The following is a 14,892-nucleotide window of genomic DNA, read 5'->3' on the forward strand; positions in this document are numbered from 1 at the left end:
CTGATTTTTTAAAATTTGCTATAATAGTCTTATGCAAAAAATAACATCACGAACAAATCCGACCATTAAGGCGGCAAAAAAACTTTTACAAAAGAAATATCGTAAATCTTCATATCTGATTGAGGGCTGGCATTTGGTAGAGGAAGCACTTCAGTCAGGTGCAGAAATCTTACAGATTTTTGTGTTAGAGGATATGGCAGAGCGACTAGCTGATTTTTCAAATGTCATTGTGGTCACGCCAGAAATTTTGAAAGACCTGTCTGACTCTCCTAGCCCTCAAGGAATTGTAGCAGAAGTTGCTTTTAGTGAAAAAAGCTTGCCTGATACGCTATCAGGGCGTTATCTCTTTTTAGAAGATGTTCAGGATCCTGGCAATGTAGGTACGATAATCAGAACGGCTGATGCAGCTGGTTTTGATGGGGTCTTTTTGTCTGACAAGACAGCAGATATTTATAATCAAAAAACCTTGCGTTCGATGCAGGGCTCACATTTTCACTTGCCAATTTGGCGTAATCGTACAAGTGATACGATTGCTTTATTAAAAGCGTCGGCTGTGCCTATTTTAGCAACAACTTTGTCAAAGGATTCTATTGATTACCGTCAGCTTCCGACTTTTGACAGCTTTGCCTTGGTCATGGGAAATGAGGGAAATGGGATTTCAGAAAATATGCTGGAGGAGGCTGATAAGCTGGTTCATATAACCATGCCTGGTCAAGCGGAAAGTTTAAATGTTGCAGTGGCAGCAGGTATACTTATTTTTAGTTTGATTTAAGTAAAGATGGTATAATAGCTTTAGGAGGTGGTTCGTTATGAAGCACTACACAAAAGACCCTGAGTTTATGGCACATGTGGGGCATTTGATCAATCATCCACGATTTAAAAAGTTAGATAATATTGTGCAGCATCATCATTCGACACGCTATGAGCATTCGATAAATGTTGCTTATACTAGTTTTAAGATTGCAAGAAAGCTAGGCTGGGATGCAAAATCAACAGCGCGTGGTGGGTTATTACATGATATGTTTTATTACGATTGGCGCGATACCAAATTTAAAAAAGGTCATGCTTGGACGCATCCACGTATCGCTGTGCGTAATGCAAGAAAGTTAATTGACTTAAATCGTAAGGAAGAGGACATTATCCTTAAGCACATGTGGGGCGCAACGATTGCTCCGCCTCGCTATAAAGAAGGTTACATTGTAACAATGGTTGATAAATACTGGGCTATTAAGGAGGCGGCAACTCCTCTGAGACACGCTTGGAAAAGGCGGTCATTCTTTAAAAGGAAAGAACTTGGCAGTCACAATCATTAGGAAATTGATTTAGTAATAGAGGATTGCCCAGTTGAGAAATTGATGGGGCAATCTAGGGCGCACCGCCTATATTGGTGTGTTCAATGATAGAATGAAGAGGTTATATAATGGAATTTGATAATAATGTGATTTACACACAAACTGATGCAGGTTTGAATCGCTTTTTTGCTAAGATTTATGGTCTTGTGGGTATGGGAATTGGGCTTTCTGCTTTTGTTTCGTTTGTTATGCTCTACCTATTTCCAAATAATCTGATTGGCATTTTGGCTAATGCACCGATGATTTACTATTTGGCGATTTTTGCAGAATTAGGTTTGGTCTTTGTTGCTTCTGGTGCGGCACGTAAAAATAGTCCCATGGCTTTGCCACTCTTTTTGACTTATTCTGCCCTTAATGGTTTTACGCTTAGCTTTGTCCTACTGATGTATGCCCAAACGACTGTTTTTCAAGCCTTTGTATCGGCTGCTCTTGTTTTTGGTGTTATGGCTATCATCGGGGCAACAGTTAAGAAAGACTTATCGGGAATGGCAAAAGCTTTAATTGCTGCTTTGATTGGTGTACTGATTGCAAGTTTAGTCAATGTGTTTATCGGCTCAGGTACGATGAGTTATATCATTAGTATCTTGTCAGTATTGATTTTTTCTGGTTTGATTGCCTACGATAATCAGATGATTAAGCACGTTTATCAGCAAACTGGTGGTCGTGTGGGAGATGGCTGGGCAATTTCGATGGCGCTTAGTCTCTACCTTGACTTTATCAATCTTTTTCTTAGCTTGCTCCGCATTTTCTCACGAAATGATTAATCTGAGAAGGATAATAACCTTGGGACCTACTAAAAAAGTAGGTTCTTTTTTACTGTTTAAAAGTATTAGAAATTTTTGGTTTAAAGCGCTATAATAGGTGCTATGAAACAAATGGATAAAACACGATATGCTATCGTGGATTTAGAAGCGACCTCGGCTTCTAGTCTTGCTAAAATTATTCAAGTGGGAATTGTGATTCTTGAAGATGGTAAGGTTGTAGAGACGTTTGAAAGTGATATTAATCCTCATGAGGCCTTGAGTGAACATATTATTTCTTTAACAGGTTTAACGGATGAACGCTTAGCAAAGGCACCTGATTTTTCTCAGGTTGCTAAAACCATTTTTGAATTGATTGATGGGGCTATTTTTGTTGCCCACAATGTTAAGTTTGATGCCAATCTCTTGGCAGAAGAGCTTTTTATGGAAGGCTATGAACTTCGTTCTCCTTTGGTCGATACGGTAGAATTATCACAGATTTTCTTTCCGACTTTTGAGCGCTATACCTTAGAAAACCTTTCACAGGTTTTAGATCTTCAATTAACAGATGCTCATACAGCAATTGCGGATGCGCGTGCAACGGCAGAGTTGTTGCTCCGTTTGAAGGAGAAAATCAGAAGTTTGCCCTTGATGACGTTAGAAAAAATTCTGGAGTTTAGTGATGATTTGCTCTTTGAGACAAGGCTCATTATTGATGAGATTTATAGGGAAAAGAGTGGTGAATCACTGGGAGAAAACTGGATTGAAGTTGGAGGTCTAGTGCTAAAACAGCCAGCGAATTTACCTGCGCAGCGCCATTTCTCCAAAGACTTTGAGATGAATCTAGGTTTGTTAGGTCTTGATCAGCGTCCTCAGCAGCAGCTTTTTTCAGAAAAAATAGCAGAGCGGTTAACTGAATCAAAACCAGCCTTTATTGAAGCAGGCACAGGGATTGGAAAAAACTACGGTTACTTATTGCCACTATTAGCTAACCCTGAAATTAGACAAATTGTGGTGACTGTGCCAACCAAGGCATTGCAAGATCAAATGATGTCAGGGGACATTAAGCGTTTGGAGGAAGTCTTTAATGTTTCTACTCAGAGCTTGAAAAGTCCTAAAAATTATATCAGTCTTGATAAATTTTGGGATAGCTTGGCGACAGAGGATGATAATCGTCTTATCAATCGTTATAAGATGCAACTTTTGGTCTGGCTCTGTGAGACAGAAACGGGTGATATGGATGAAATTGGACAAAAGCAGCGATTTGAAGCTTATTTCAAACAAATTCAACATGATGGGGAATTGAGTCGAAAAAGTTTTTTCACAGATGTTGATTTTTGGGAGAGGCATTATCGAGCCTCTAAAACAAGTCGTCTTTTGGTTACCAATCATGCTTATTTTTTGACAAGGGTACAGGATGATAAGGACTTTGTCGCTGGTAAGACGTTAATTATTGATGAGGCGCAAAAGTTCTTTTTGAATCTAGAGGCCTTTTCACATAGAAAGTGTGAGATTAAGCAGATTCTTACCGAGATTGAACAGGTTTTAGGTACAGTGCAAAATACGCTTCATAAGCGCCTTTTAGAAGGGATTCAATTTGAATTATCTCATTTGACACAGCAATTTTCAGATCTGGGGCAACTAGATGAGGAAAGTCTAGAGCAGTTGAAAATTTATTTGAAAGAATTGGATTTGCCTATTCTTCTGGAACTAAGGCAGGTATTGAGCCGAGATGTTCAACAGGTTTGGATTGAGGAAGACGTTTTTGCTGACTACCGGCGTCTGTTTCTAAAAAGTGCCAGTCTAGTCTTTATGTCCTTACCAGATTTTCTTCCTGAAACGCAAAAAACATATTTTATTTCAGCGACTTTACAAATCGGTCATCAGGTGACTCTGGCAAATTTGTTAGGCTATGAGGACTATACCCTAGATAGACTGCCCAAGCCTTTTGAAACTGGTCAGCATATCTTTGTTGATGACAGCATGCCGACTGTTACTGAGGTGTCCACAAGACGTTACCTTTTTGAAATGGCAGAGCGTATTAGAGAATTACTTCATTTAGAACGTCCAATTTTAGTCTTGTTTACTTCCAATAAAACCATGCTGGCATTATCTCAGATCCTAGATGAGTGGGAGATTTCTTATCTTTGTCAGCACAAAAATGGTTTAGCTAGTAATCTGAAAAAACGTTTTGATAGAGGAGAAAATCAGCTTTTGCTGGGGTCGGGGGCTTTCTGGGAAGGAATTGATTTTGCTCAGTCGGATCAAATGATTACTGTTATTAGTCGTCTTCCCTTTGATAATCCTCAATCTCTCTTTAGTCGAAAAATTGAGACTTATCTTAGACAAGAAGGTAAGGAACCTTTTGATGACTATCATCTACCGGTTACTATCTTGCGCCTCAAGCAAGCTCTAGGGAGAACGATTCGCAGGGAACAACAGCAATCCGCAGTGCTTATTTTAGATAAACGTTTAGTCACAAAATCTTATGGGCGAGATATTCAAGAATCGCTTTCCGAACAATCGGAACTTCAAATTCAAAACTTTCCAAAAATTCTTACAGAAATAGGTTATTTTTTTAATAAAGTTTGATATAATGGAAAGATGAATATCATGTATCGGAAATAGTAGCTTTTAGTCAATTAGGATGACCAGCTTTGCTATTTCCCCAAGTGCTCGAAAAGAGACCAAGGAGGATCTATGACAGTTTTATCAAATCGCGTTTTAGCTATGGAGGAAAGTGTAACCTTAGCTGCAGCAGCTAGAGCTAAGGCCTTGAAAGCAGAAGGACGAGATGTTATTAGCCTAACGGTTGGTGAGCCTGATTTTGTAACACCTAAGCACATTTGTGATGCAGGTATCGCTTCCATTGAGAATGGCTCAGCTTCATTTTATACGGTAGCTAGTGGGCTTCCAGAGCTGAAAGCAGCAGTAGCGACTTACATGGAGAATTTCTATGGTTATGCTGTTAGCCCTAATCAAGTTGTCGCAGGGACAGGGGCAAAATTTATCCTTTACGCCTTCTTCATGGCGGTGCTAAATGCAGGAGATGAGGTCATTATTCCGACACCTTACTGGGTTTCTTATTCAGAGCAGGTGATTATTGCTGAAGGTAAGCCAGTCTTTGTGCAGACGACAGAAGCGACAGACTTTAAAGTGACGGTAGAGCAACTAGAAGCTGTTCGTACGGACAAGACAAAGGTGCTTTTGCTTAACTCTCCATCAAATCCAACGGGTTCTGTTTATAGTCGTGAGGAGCTTGAAGCGATTGGTCATTGGGCTGTTGCCAATAATATTTTGATTTTGGCTGACGATATCTATGGGCGTTTGGTCTACAATGGAGCAGAATTTACGCCAATTTCTAGTATTTCTGAGGCCATTCGCAAGCAAACCATTGTTGTCAATGGTGTTGCTAAAGCCTATGCAATGACAGGTTGGCGCGTAGGCTTTGCGATTGGCAATCCAGAGATTATTGCTGCGATGGGGAAAATCATTAGCCAGACAACGTCAAATTTAACCACTGCTGCTCAATATGCTGCTATTGCAGCTTTGACAGGTGATCAAACTCCTACAGAGGAAATGCGTCAGGCTTTTGAAGAACGTCTGAATACCATTTATCCTTTACTGTGCGAAGTGCCGGGCTTTGAAGTTAATAAGCCACAAGGTGCCTTCTACCTTTTCCCTAATGTCAAAAAAGCGATGGACATGAAAGGCTACACTAACGTGACAGATTTTACCAACGCTATTTTGGAAGAAGCAGGAGTCGCTTTGGTGACTGGTGAAGGATTTGGAGCTCCAGAAAATGTTCGCATGAGCTATGCGACCGATTTGGACACCTTAAAAGAAGCTGTCAGACGTATCAAAGCGTTTATGGAAGCTTAAACCATTTGAGAATTTAGTATTAGAATAAAATTTTAAGAAGAAAAGAGAAAACATGTCTAGAAAATTAGTTACAATCAATCAAGTGAGCCAACATGTTGGTGAAGAAGTGACGATTGGTGCTTGGGTAGCCAACAAGTCAGGAAAAGGAAAAATTGCGTTCTTGCAATTACGTGACGGAACAGCCTTCTTCCAAGCTGTCGCTTTCAAGCCTAACTTTATTGAAACATTTGGTGAAGAAGAAGGAACAGCTAAGTTTGACACCATCAAACGCCTTAGCCAAGAAACATCTGTGTATGTTACAGGAATTGTTAAAGAAGATGAGCGTTCAAAATTTGGTTACGAGTTGGATGTGACAAATCTTGAAGTGATTGGTGAATCAACGGATTACCCAATTACACCAAAAGAGCACGGAACAGATTTCTTGATGGATAACCGTCACTTGTGGTTGCGTTCACGCAAACAAATGGCTATCCAACAAGTCCGTAATGCGATTATCTATGCTACTTACGAGTTCTTTGAGAAAAATGGTTTCATCAAATTTGATAGTCCAATTCTTTCAGGAAATGCAGCCGAAGACTCAACAGAGTTGTTTGAAACAGATTACTTCGGTCAACCAGCTTTCTTAAGTCAATCTGGTCAGCTCTACCTTGAGGCAGGTGCCATGGCACTTGGTCGTGTCTTTGACTTTGGCCCAGTTTTCCGTGCTGAAAAATCAAAAACACGTCGCCACTTGACAGAATTTTGGATGATGGATGCTGAGTACTCATTCCTAACTCATGAAGAGTCACTTGATCTTCAAGAGGCTTACGTTAAAGCCCTTATTCAAGGTGTTATTGACCGTGCACCACAAGCACTTGAAACGCTTGAGCGTGATGTAGAACTTCTTAAGAGCTATATCGACCAGCCATTCAAACGTGTGCCTTACGATGAAGCGATTGACCTTCTTCAAGCACACGAAAACGATGAAGATACGGATTACGAGCACCTTGAGCATGGTGATGACTTTGGTTCACCACATGAAACATGGATTTCAAACTACTTTGGTGTCCCAACCTTTGTTGTGAACTATCCAGCCAGCTTTAAAGCTTTCTACATGAAGCCAGTACCTGGTAACCCAGAACGTGTGCTTTGTGCAGACCTTCTTGCACCAGAAGGATACGGCGAAATTATCGGTGGTTCAATGCGTGAAGATAATTACGATGCCCTTGTTGCGAAAATGGACGAACTTGGTATGGACAAGACGGAGTATGAATTCTATCTTGACCTCCGTAAATATGGTTCAGTGCCACATGGAGGATTCGGTATCGGTATCGAACGTATGGTAACCTTCGTAGCAGGTACAAAACACATCCGTGAAGCTATTCCATTCCCACGTATGTTGCACCGTATTAAACCTTAATAAATGATTTACTCTCAGTATCAAATCTGGGAGTATTTTTATTTCTTGACAAGAGAAAATAGTATTGTTATCATTAAATCATACAAGTGATACTCATCCAAAATCAAAATTAGCATATTATACTCTCTAATATCATCTAGGGACCAACTAATATAGTGAGGATAAAATGTTTCTTTCGCTATAGTGGAATTCTTAGCAAGCATTTATTCTTGCTAAGAACGGGCTTTTGGGAGAACTACAGAAATTGAAAGTCAATTTCGTAGTAGTTCCCCCGCAAGGATGATTAGGTTGGACGCTGTCGAGTAGTCGACAAGTATAGTCAATCATCTACTGAGATATAGAGGGGCTCAAAAAGTAGTAATGAAACTCCGTAGGAGGTTGTGACACTGACTTCGTCAGCTTTATTTCCCACCTCCAAAGGTCTCCTAGACCTTTGGAGCGTCCGCACTTTTTAAGAAAGAAACAAAAAAGTAATTTTTGATTTTTGTTAAGTATAAAAGTTAGGAAATGATTATGAATGTTGTTCAAATAGTAACCTTGTTTCTAGAAGGTGTATTGTCTTTTTTCTCGCCCTGTGTCTTGCCGATTTTACCGATTTATGTTGGGATATTAGCGGGTAATGAGGACACTCAGGCGGAGAAGTCTCAGAAAAAAGTGATTATTAACACGCTATTTTTTGCTGTCGGAATCTCGCTAACCTTCTTTTTATTGACCTTCGCATCGAGTTTCCTAAGCCGTTATTTTCTTCAGCACAGCTTTTTCCTTCAAGGATTGAGCGCGGTGATGATTTTAGTTTTCGGACTTTTCCAGTTGGGGCTGATTAAGATTCCTGCTTTTTTCAAAGAAATTTCGGCTAAGCATAAGGTCTATAGAAGCGGACAAAAGATGACGCCTCTCCTTGCCTTAGTCATGGGCTTTGCCTTTAGTTTCTCTTGGACACCCTGCATTGGTCCGATCCTTGCCAGCGTCTTTCTATATGCGTCCAGTCAGGCTGGGTGGCTTAGCTCGGTTTTGGTGATTGTCTATTGTTTAGGATTTATCCTGCCTTTCGTGTTGCTAGCTTTCTTTTCACAAAAAATGCTGGCGCTGTTTAAAGCAGGTCAGAAGTGGTTACACTATACCAAACTTCTCTCAGGAATCCTCTTGATAGGAATTGCCTGCTCACTGATTTGGAATTTATTTTAGGAGGTTTTTCATGAAAAATAGAACAGTGTTGTCGATTGTTTTTGCAATGATTTGTGCCTTGGTCTTGACTGGCTGTGATGGGCTACGGAAAGAAAATAAGAAAACAGACTCAGTAGCAGTAGCTAGCTTAGTCAAAGGTGATCAGGCGCCTGATTTTGAGCTCGTTGCTGATGATGGTAGTAAATTGACCCTAGCAGATTTGAAAGGGAAGAAGGTCTACATCAATGTGTGGGGAACTTGGTGCCCACCTTGTCGTATGGAAATGCCAGAACTAGAAGAAGTCTACCAAGAGGTTAAAGACCAAGAAGATTGGGTTTTCCTATCAGTTGCTTCACCAAATGATGAAGGCATGGGGAACACTAAAACACGAGATGTCAGCAAAAAAGAGATTTTAGAAGAAGCGACCGAGCTTGGCGTGACTTATCCTGTTTATTTTGAAGAAAACCACAGTTTTTTAACAGATTACCAAGTACGAGCTTTTCCAACTCACGTTTTTATCAATTCTGACGGTACGATTGCTAATTATGGCATGGGTGCCCTCAATAAAGAAGTTGTCTCAAATACAATGAAACAAGTAAAATAAGTGTGATAGTTATCAGGTGCTTTAAAATCTTTTAAATTTTTGAGTTCAATAAATAATGCTTAGAGATGAGGTTGAGACTTTTTAGTCTTGACCTCTTTTGTTATAATAAGCCTATGATAACAATTTTTAATCCAACAAAACTCACGGGACAGCCTTTTTTTAAAGACTTGATCAATTATCTTAATAGTCATGATGAGGTCATTTTACGTCACATCAAACGAGATTTTCCTGAGGTTAAAAACTTAGATAAGCAACTTGAGGATTATATTCAAGCGGGTTATATTTTGCGTGAAAATAAGCGTTACAGGCTGAATTTGCCCTTGCTTGAGACGGTTGAGGAAGTGACTTTAGACAGTCATATCATGGTTGATACAGAGTCACCCGTTTACGGGGAGCTATTGGCATTGTCATTTGAGACAGTTCTTGCCAATCAAACCAATGATGCTCTGATTGTCGAGGCATCCAGTCTCACGCGTGAAGAACTGACTCTTGCCAATTACTTTCATAAACTGAGAACTGCGCAGCCTTTTTCAGAAAAACAAGAGAAACTGTATGAGATTTTAGGTGATGTGAATCCAGAGTATGCCCTCAAGTATATGACGACGTTTTTACTCAAGTTTGCTAGAAAGAACGAGGTGAAGCAGAAGCGTAGGGATATTTTTGTGGATGCTTTGGAGCTTTTGGGTTATGTGGAAAAAATAGCAGAGCAGACGTATGGTTTAGGGATGGCTTTTGATGCTGATACCCTTACCTTTACGAGAAAATAGAGGTGTTTGAAATGAAAAAGGTTTATAAAGGAATCGTCTTGTGTAGTCTACCAGTGTTACTTGTCGCATGTGCTGGTAAAAAAGAGTCAGAAACTAAGAAACAGACTGAAACAAAGGTAACACGTACAACGACAAGCCAAACCAGCTCCACGACAACAACTATGACTAGTCAAACTGAAACCACGGTAACTACTGAAGTCACGACTGCTGAAACGACCTCGGTGCCAGTTCAAAATACAATGAATGTAGAACAAGTCCTAGCAGGAGATTTTTCAAGTGTTGCGGGTACTTGGCAAAATGAATATGGCATGACAATGTTTTTTGATCAGCAAGGTGTTGTTGGTGCTCTTCGTACGCAAGTTGATATTGAAAATTCTAGAGAAGGCATGTTAGTTATTCAGGTGAAGGAACAATCTGGTTTAGGTTTTGCTATTTCTTTTATTCCAGGAGGTGTGATAGCCCCTGATGATAACTATGGTGGAGTAGATAGTTCAGATAAGAGTAGGGATCGTATGGTTGCAGGGCACCAATACCATGTTTCTGATCCGAGAGGATTCTTTTATAAAATTGACTAAAGATTGACCTATGTCAGTCTTTTCTTTTCTTTTCTTTTTTCCAGGCTATGGAGTGAGATGATGTTTTCTGAAAGTTTCAGGTATAGTTTCAAACTATAACCATCTATGAAAAAAGACACATGTATTTTTGCCTGAATTTATGTTAGTATAGCTCTAATACATATTTTAGGAGGAGTTATGGAAAATCATAATTTTGAAAACGAGGGACAATTTAATCGACAGATGACTAGCCGTCATCTTCGGATGTTGTCTATCGGTGGTGTTATTGGGACGGGATTGTTCTTGAGTTCGGGTTATACGATTGCTCAAGCGGGGCCTTTTGGAGCGATTGCTGCCTATCTTTTTGGGGCTGTCATGGTTTACTTGGTGATGTTTTCATTGGGAGAGCTGTCAGTCGCTATGCCAGTCACAGGTTCATTTCATACCTATGCGACCAAGTTTATCAGTCCTGGAACCGGCTTTATGGTGGCTTGGATGTATTGGTTGTGCTGGGTGGTTGCCCTAGCTTCTCAATTTGTCGGTGCAGCTCAGCTCATGCAGCGTTGGTTTCCTGATGTTCCTATTTGGATTTTTGCAACTATCTTTGCAGCAATAGTATTTGGGCTAAACACGCTATCGGTCGGTTGGTTTGCGACTGCGGAAGACTACCTATCGTCTATCAAAGTTTATGCCATCATGGCCTTTATTATTCTTGGAACTCTCGCTATTTTTGGCATTTTGCCTTTTGAGGGAACAAGCGGTGCTCCGCTATTTAACAACATTACAGCCAATGGGCTTCTTCCTAGTGGGGCTATCGGTGTTATTTCAGTAATGCTCTCTGTTAACTATGCTTTTTCTGGTGTTGAGATGATTGGTATCGCAGCTGGTGAGACGGATAATCCTAAAAAGGCTGTGCCAGAGGCTATCAAATCAACGATTGGTTTATTGGTTGCTTTCTTTGTACTAACTATTTTTGTCCTAGCAGCGCTTTTACCAATGTCAGAAGCAGGAGTGACAGAAGCACCATTTGTTCTTGTGCTTGATAAAATCGGTATTCCTTATGCCGCTGATATTATGAACTTCATTATCTTGACGGCAATTTTGTCAGCCTCAACATCGGGTCTTTATGCCTCAAGCCGTATGCTCTGGTCTTTAGCAAATGAAGGCATGATTAGCAAAAATTTGGTTAAGATTAACAAGCACGGTGTACCGATGCGCGGGATGCTGTTGTCAATGGTGGGTGTGATTATTGCCCTTGTTGCTTCAATCTACGCAGCAGATACGATTTTCCTTGCCCTTGTATCCATCGCTGGTTTTGCGGTTGTCATTGCTTGGTTGGCCATTCCGTTGGCACAAATCGGTTTTCGTAAGGCATTTTTAAAAACGCACAGTGAAGATGAATTGGAATATAAGACGCCATTTTCTCCAGTGCTTCCTTGGATTACAGTCATTTTACTCGTGATTTCCATTATTGGAATTGGCTGGGATCCATCGCAACGCGCAGGTCTTTACTTTGGTGTACCATTTATGGTGGTTTGCTACATTTACCACTACATTCGCTTTAAAAAATGGTAAGTGCTAGAAAGGATTGTTATGGGACGTTTTAAAGAACTGTTAGAGACGCAAGAATATGTGATTTTACACGGCGCTTTGGGAACGGAGTTAGAATTTCGAGGTCACGATGTGTCTGGAAAACTCTGGTCTGCTAAGTACCTCTTGGAAAATCCAGATTTGATTAGGGAAATTCATGAGGACTACCTTAAAGCAGGTGCTGATTTGGTAACAACGTCAACCTATCAAGCGACTTTTCCCGGTTTGTTTGAGGCTGGATTGTCTCAAGAAGAAGCAGAGCAATTAATTCGCTTGACGGTTGATTTAGCCAAAGAAGCTAGAGATAATGTTTGGGCAGCATTAACAGATGAGGAAAAAGCTAATCGTGCCTATCCTCTCATTTCAGGAGATGTGGGACCCTATGCAGCCTATTTAGCTGATGGCTCAGAATATACTGGTGATTATGGTCAAATTACTCTTGAAGAATTAAAGGCTTTTCACCGTCGTCGTATTGAAATTCTTCTGGAGCAAGGTAGTGAGTTATTAGCTTTAGAGACCATTCCAAATGCTCTTGAGGCAAGGGCTCTGATTGAGCTATTAGCAGAAGAATTTCCAACTGTAGAAGCTTACATGAGTTTTACCTCGCAAGATGGTCAGTCGATTTCTGATGGTACTTCTATTAAGGAAATAGCAGAGCTGATTAACGCAAGCAAACAAGTCTTAGCAGTAGGGCTTAACTGTACAGCGCCAGCTGTTTATCAAGACTTTCTAAGTCAATTAAGAACCTTGACAGACAAGCCATTTGTGACCTATCCAAATTCTGGCGAAGTTTACGATGGAGCAAGCCAAACTTGGACCTCAAACGCTGACCATAGTCATAGCTTGTTAGAAAACACCATCAACTGGCATCAGTTGGGTGCTAAGGTTGTGGGAGGTTGTTGCCGAACACGCCCAAGCGATATTGAAAACTTGAGCCAACATTTGAAATAGTAATGAATTGAGATTGACTGAGGTCAGTCTCTTTTTTTGATAATTATATGATATAAAATACCAAGTAGATACCATCTTGACTAAGATTTTGTTCGTTTTGACTATGTTCATGATATTTTTGACAAAAATCTTTGTTTTTTTGACTAAGATACTTGTCAAAACTAAAATGATGTGTTACACTTAATACATAAAGAAAACGGATACAAAAAAGGAGGTTCTTATGAAAACGCAACAAGAAACTAAAGCAATCACTCTAACGGCTAGCCATATTCTTTATATTTGCTTAGGTGCACAATTATTTTTTGCTCTATTTAGTTTTGTTTCTCATTACTTCCTTTTAGGTGAATGGGATTTAGGTATCATTTGGGATTATATTGAAATGACTTGGTTTATGAACGTGATGCTAGTGATTATCCTTCTTGAAGAAGATAAAAAGGACAAGAAGACACAAATGACTGAGCAAGCGATGAAAGAGGACTAGGATGACAAAACAGATTTTATTTAAATACTTATTGTTGTTTATATCCCTATTTTTAATCAACATGCTAGTGATGCTAGTGCTTCACAGTCTTGGATTTACGGGAGAGTTGGGAGCGATAAGCTATCTCTTCCCACCATTAGTGACAGCAGTTGTCTTAGTTATGGTTGATAAAAAGTTAAAGAAAAGTAAAAAGCAGTCATAAGATTAAGGTAAGGGAGACTTGAATGAAACAAGAATTAGCGATTAACATCATATCCTTTGCAGCTTTACAGGGATTACTGGCTGGAGCGATGATTGGCTTAAGTTCATTAGGAAGCATGCCTAACATCGCCTATTATTTGAGCATCAATGGTATTTTAACCATCTTATTTATGATTAGTTTATTTTGGAAAGAAGAGGAGAATTAAGATGAAATTAGTTGAATTTGTTAAAGGTTTCTTTATCGGATTTTGTGTTGTTGGTGTTACGATATTGCTGTTAAAAGACTTATGGTCGTGGATAGTATCTGGGGAGCTATCGTTGGATAAGAATATTTATCTTATGCTACTAGGCATTATAAGCTACAAGATTGCTACACATTTTGAAAAAAAATATATCGAGAAAAGATAGAGAACGTAAGGAGAAACTATCATGACTAAAGAAGCATTTGTAAAAGGAACTGTTACGACTAAAAAAGGTAAGGAAATTGTGGTTGCCGGGACACATGTGTTCAATGTGGTTGCTTGTGTGGCAGCTATTACGCTTGTAATTGTTATGCTACAGTGGTGGCGGACAGGTGAACAACCACAACTTGAGATTGTGCTTTGCCTGTTACCAGCCGTTATGGGCGGAAGCTATAACGTGGTGAAGTGGCTACAAACAAGGAGATAGGTATGGAATATTTTGGTGTAGTCGCTTTTATTTTCTGGCTATTTTATGCAGATAAACACAAAAAATTACAACGTAAACTCAATAGATTAGAAAAAAGAAACAAGGGAGAAAATCAGATGTCACAATTAATTAAAAATATGGTTAATAAATCTGGGAAAATTTACTTTGATAGTGAGTTACAAACGGTTTACGCTTGGACGATTCTTGAAGTTGATGAGGATTGGGTAAAATTGCAACGTACAGATAAAAAAGGTAAAGTCTTCACAAAAATTGTTCGTCTAGATGATATCAAATCCATTGACGTAGAGGAGTGAGGAGTATGCAAGTCTTAAAAAATCGTCTCAAGGAGTTAAGAGCTCGTGACGGTGTCAATCAGACTGAAATGGCAAAATTGGCAGACGTTTCTCGCCAAACCATCAGTCTGATTGAACGTAATGAATACACCCCCTCAGTCGTGATTGCCATGAAGATTGCTCAGGTCTTTAAAGAACCTGTTGAAAATGTGTTTAGTTTAGTTGAAGAAGATTAAGGAGAAGCA

The 14,892-nt window shown here is 39.7% G+C and carries 19 protein-coding genes; all 19 read left to right on the forward strand.

Annotation, left to right across the window (positions count from 1 at the left end):
* The first annotated feature begins 31 nt into the window (after window positions 1-31).
* The 19 genes from AB6M99_RS02845 (at window position 32) to AB6M99_RS02935 (ending at window position 14,883) form a co-directional block, all read left to right on the forward strand.
* The gene (locus tag AB6M99_RS02845) at window positions 32-772 is read left to right on the forward strand and encodes an RNA methyltransferase (RefSeq protein ID WP_121834930.1); all 741 of its coding nucleotides are present in this window, start codon (window positions 32-34) and stop codon (window positions 770-772) included.
* Window positions 773-809: 37 nt separating this feature from the next.
* Window positions 810-1,313 carry an HD domain-containing protein gene (locus AB6M99_RS02850; protein WP_121834931.1) on the forward strand — a complete coding sequence of 168 codons (504 nt, stop codon included), beginning with the start codon at window positions 810-812 and terminating at the stop codon, window positions 1,311-1,313.
* 107 nt (window positions 1,314-1,420) lie between these two features.
* Window positions 1,421-2,116 (forward strand): Bax inhibitor-1/YccA family protein, encoded by a 696-nt coding sequence (locus AB6M99_RS02855; RefSeq protein WP_121834932.1) that lies wholly within the window; start codon window positions 1,421-1,423, stop codon window positions 2,114-2,116.
* A 102-nt stretch (window positions 2,117-2,218) separates the two neighbouring features.
* Window positions 2,219-4,684 carry a bifunctional DnaQ family exonuclease/ATP-dependent helicase gene (locus AB6M99_RS02860; protein ID WP_121834933.1) on the forward strand — a complete coding sequence of 822 codons (2,466 nt, stop codon included), beginning with the start codon at window positions 2,219-2,221 and terminating at the stop codon, window positions 4,682-4,684.
* A gap of 108 nt (window positions 4,685-4,792) precedes the next feature.
* The gene (locus AB6M99_RS02865) at window positions 4,793-5,974 is read left to right on the forward strand and encodes a pyridoxal phosphate-dependent aminotransferase (RefSeq protein ID WP_121834934.1); all 1,182 of its coding nucleotides are present in this window, start codon (window positions 4,793-4,795) and stop codon (window positions 5,972-5,974) included.
* Between the two features lie 52 nt (window positions 5,975-6,026).
* Window positions 6,027-7,373, forward strand: a complete 1,347-nt coding sequence (gene asnS, locus AB6M99_RS02870) for an asparagine--tRNA ligase (RefSeq protein ID WP_121834935.1) — start codon at window positions 6,027-6,029, stop codon at window positions 7,371-7,373.
* 507 nt (window positions 7,374-7,880) lie between these two features.
* Window positions 7,881-8,558: a cytochrome c biogenesis CcdA family protein gene (locus tag AB6M99_RS02875; RefSeq protein WP_121834936.1), complete on the forward strand. Its 678-nt coding sequence runs from the start codon at window positions 7,881-7,883 to the stop codon at window positions 8,556-8,558.
* Between the two features lie 10 nt (window positions 8,559-8,568).
* Window positions 8,569-9,141 carry a TlpA disulfide reductase family protein gene (locus AB6M99_RS02880; protein WP_121834937.1) on the forward strand — a complete coding sequence of 191 codons (573 nt, stop codon included), beginning with the start codon at window positions 8,569-8,571 and terminating at the stop codon, window positions 9,139-9,141.
* Window positions 9,142-9,254: 113 nt separating this feature from the next.
* Entirely contained in the window at window positions 9,255-9,908 is a 654-nt protein-coding gene (locus tag AB6M99_RS02885) for a DUF1803 domain-containing protein (protein WP_121834977.1), read from the forward strand.
* 11 nt (window positions 9,909-9,919) lie between these two features.
* Window positions 9,920-10,483: a DUF6287 domain-containing protein gene (locus AB6M99_RS02890; protein ID WP_369351075.1), complete on the forward strand. Its 564-nt coding sequence runs from the start codon at window positions 9,920-9,922 to the stop codon at window positions 10,481-10,483.
* A gap of 177 nt (window positions 10,484-10,660) precedes the next feature.
* Complete coding sequence (locus AB6M99_RS02895; RefSeq protein WP_121834939.1) at window positions 10,661-12,037, forward strand: amino acid permease; 1,377 nt, start codon at window positions 10,661-10,663, stop codon at window positions 12,035-12,037.
* 18 nt (window positions 12,038-12,055) lie between these two features.
* Window positions 12,056-13,003, forward strand: a complete 948-nt coding sequence (gene mmuM, locus AB6M99_RS02900) for a homocysteine S-methyltransferase (protein ID WP_121834940.1) — start codon at window positions 12,056-12,058, stop codon at window positions 13,001-13,003.
* 220 nt (window positions 13,004-13,223) lie between these two features.
* Entirely contained in the window at window positions 13,224-13,484 is a 261-nt protein-coding gene (locus tag AB6M99_RS02905) for a hypothetical protein (protein WP_121834941.1), read from the forward strand.
* A gap of 1 nt (window position 13,485) precedes the next feature.
* Window positions 13,486-13,686, forward strand: a complete 201-nt coding sequence (locus tag AB6M99_RS02910; RefSeq protein WP_121834942.1) for a hypothetical protein — start codon at window positions 13,486-13,488, stop codon at window positions 13,684-13,686.
* A 22-nt stretch (window positions 13,687-13,708) separates the two neighbouring features.
* Window positions 13,709-13,891 carry a hypothetical protein gene (locus AB6M99_RS02915; RefSeq protein WP_121834943.1) on the forward strand — a complete coding sequence of 61 codons (183 nt, stop codon included), beginning with the start codon at window positions 13,709-13,711 and terminating at the stop codon, window positions 13,889-13,891.
* A gap of 1 nt (window position 13,892) precedes the next feature.
* On the forward strand, window positions 13,893-14,093 hold the full coding sequence (locus tag AB6M99_RS02920; RefSeq protein ID WP_121834944.1) for a hypothetical protein: 201 nt from the start codon (window positions 13,893-13,895) through the stop codon (window positions 14,091-14,093).
* 21 nt (window positions 14,094-14,114) lie between these two features.
* Window positions 14,115-14,354, forward strand: a complete 240-nt coding sequence (locus AB6M99_RS02925) for a hypothetical protein (protein ID WP_121834945.1) — start codon at window positions 14,115-14,117, stop codon at window positions 14,352-14,354.
* Window positions 14,355-14,356: 2 nt separating this feature from the next.
* Entirely contained in the window at window positions 14,357-14,668 is a 312-nt protein-coding gene (locus AB6M99_RS02930; RefSeq protein WP_121834946.1) for a hypothetical protein, read from the forward strand.
* 5 nt (window positions 14,669-14,673) lie between these two features.
* Window positions 14,674-14,883 carry a helix-turn-helix transcriptional regulator gene (locus AB6M99_RS02935; protein WP_121834947.1) on the forward strand — a complete coding sequence of 70 codons (210 nt, stop codon included), beginning with the start codon at window positions 14,674-14,676 and terminating at the stop codon, window positions 14,881-14,883.
* Window positions 14,884-14,892 lie beyond the last annotated feature (9 nt).

This window comes from Streptococcus hillyeri, assembly GCF_041081565.1.
GTDB lineage: Bacteria > Bacillota > Bacilli > Lactobacillales > Streptococcaceae > Streptococcus > Streptococcus hillyeri.

What these genes read in the sequence shown, in the direction of transcription:
- AB6M99_RS02845 (WP_121834930.1), top strand. Translation starts at nt 32, where the DNA reads ATGCAAAAAATAACATCACGAACAAATCCGACCATTAAGGCGGCAAAA.
- AB6M99_RS02850 (WP_121834931.1), top strand. Translation starts at nt 810, where the DNA reads ATGAAGCACTACACAAAAGACCCTGAGTTTATGGCACATGTGGGGCAT.
- AB6M99_RS02855 (WP_121834932.1), top strand. Translation starts at nt 1,421, where the DNA reads ATGGAATTTGATAATAATGTGATTTACACACAAACTGATGCAGGTTTG.
- AB6M99_RS02860 (WP_121834933.1), top strand. Translation starts at nt 2,219, where the DNA reads ATGAAACAAATGGATAAAACACGATATGCTATCGTGGATTTAGAAGCG.
- AB6M99_RS02865 (WP_121834934.1), top strand. Translation starts at nt 4,793, where the DNA reads ATGACAGTTTTATCAAATCGCGTTTTAGCTATGGAGGAAAGTGTAACC.
- asnS (WP_121834935.1), top strand. Translation starts at nt 6,027, where the DNA reads ATGTCTAGAAAATTAGTTACAATCAATCAAGTGAGCCAACATGTTGGT.
- AB6M99_RS02875 (WP_121834936.1), top strand. Translation starts at nt 7,881, where the DNA reads ATGATTATGAATGTTGTTCAAATAGTAACCTTGTTTCTAGAAGGTGTA.
- AB6M99_RS02880 (WP_121834937.1), top strand. Translation starts at nt 8,569, where the DNA reads ATGAAAAATAGAACAGTGTTGTCGATTGTTTTTGCAATGATTTGTGCC.
- AB6M99_RS02885 (WP_121834977.1), top strand. Translation starts at nt 9,255, where the DNA reads ATGATAACAATTTTTAATCCAACAAAACTCACGGGACAGCCTTTTTTT.
- AB6M99_RS02890 (WP_369351075.1), top strand. Translation starts at nt 9,920, where the DNA reads ATGAAAAAGGTTTATAAAGGAATCGTCTTGTGTAGTCTACCAGTGTTA.
- AB6M99_RS02895 (WP_121834939.1), top strand. Translation starts at nt 10,661, where the DNA reads ATGGAAAATCATAATTTTGAAAACGAGGGACAATTTAATCGACAGATG.
- mmuM (WP_121834940.1), top strand. Translation starts at nt 12,056, where the DNA reads ATGGGACGTTTTAAAGAACTGTTAGAGACGCAAGAATATGTGATTTTA.
- AB6M99_RS02905 (WP_121834941.1), top strand. Translation starts at nt 13,224, where the DNA reads ATGAAAACGCAACAAGAAACTAAAGCAATCACTCTAACGGCTAGCCAT.
- AB6M99_RS02910 (WP_121834942.1), top strand. Translation starts at nt 13,486, where the DNA reads ATGACAAAACAGATTTTATTTAAATACTTATTGTTGTTTATATCCCTA.
- AB6M99_RS02915 (WP_121834943.1), top strand. Translation starts at nt 13,709, where the DNA reads ATGAAACAAGAATTAGCGATTAACATCATATCCTTTGCAGCTTTACAG.
- AB6M99_RS02920 (WP_121834944.1), top strand. Translation starts at nt 13,893, where the DNA reads ATGAAATTAGTTGAATTTGTTAAAGGTTTCTTTATCGGATTTTGTGTT.
- AB6M99_RS02925 (WP_121834945.1), top strand. Translation starts at nt 14,115, where the DNA reads ATGACTAAAGAAGCATTTGTAAAAGGAACTGTTACGACTAAAAAAGGT.
- AB6M99_RS02930 (WP_121834946.1), top strand. Translation starts at nt 14,357, where the DNA reads ATGGAATATTTTGGTGTAGTCGCTTTTATTTTCTGGCTATTTTATGCA.
- AB6M99_RS02935 (WP_121834947.1), top strand. Translation starts at nt 14,674, where the DNA reads ATGCAAGTCTTAAAAAATCGTCTCAAGGAGTTAAGAGCTCGTGACGGT.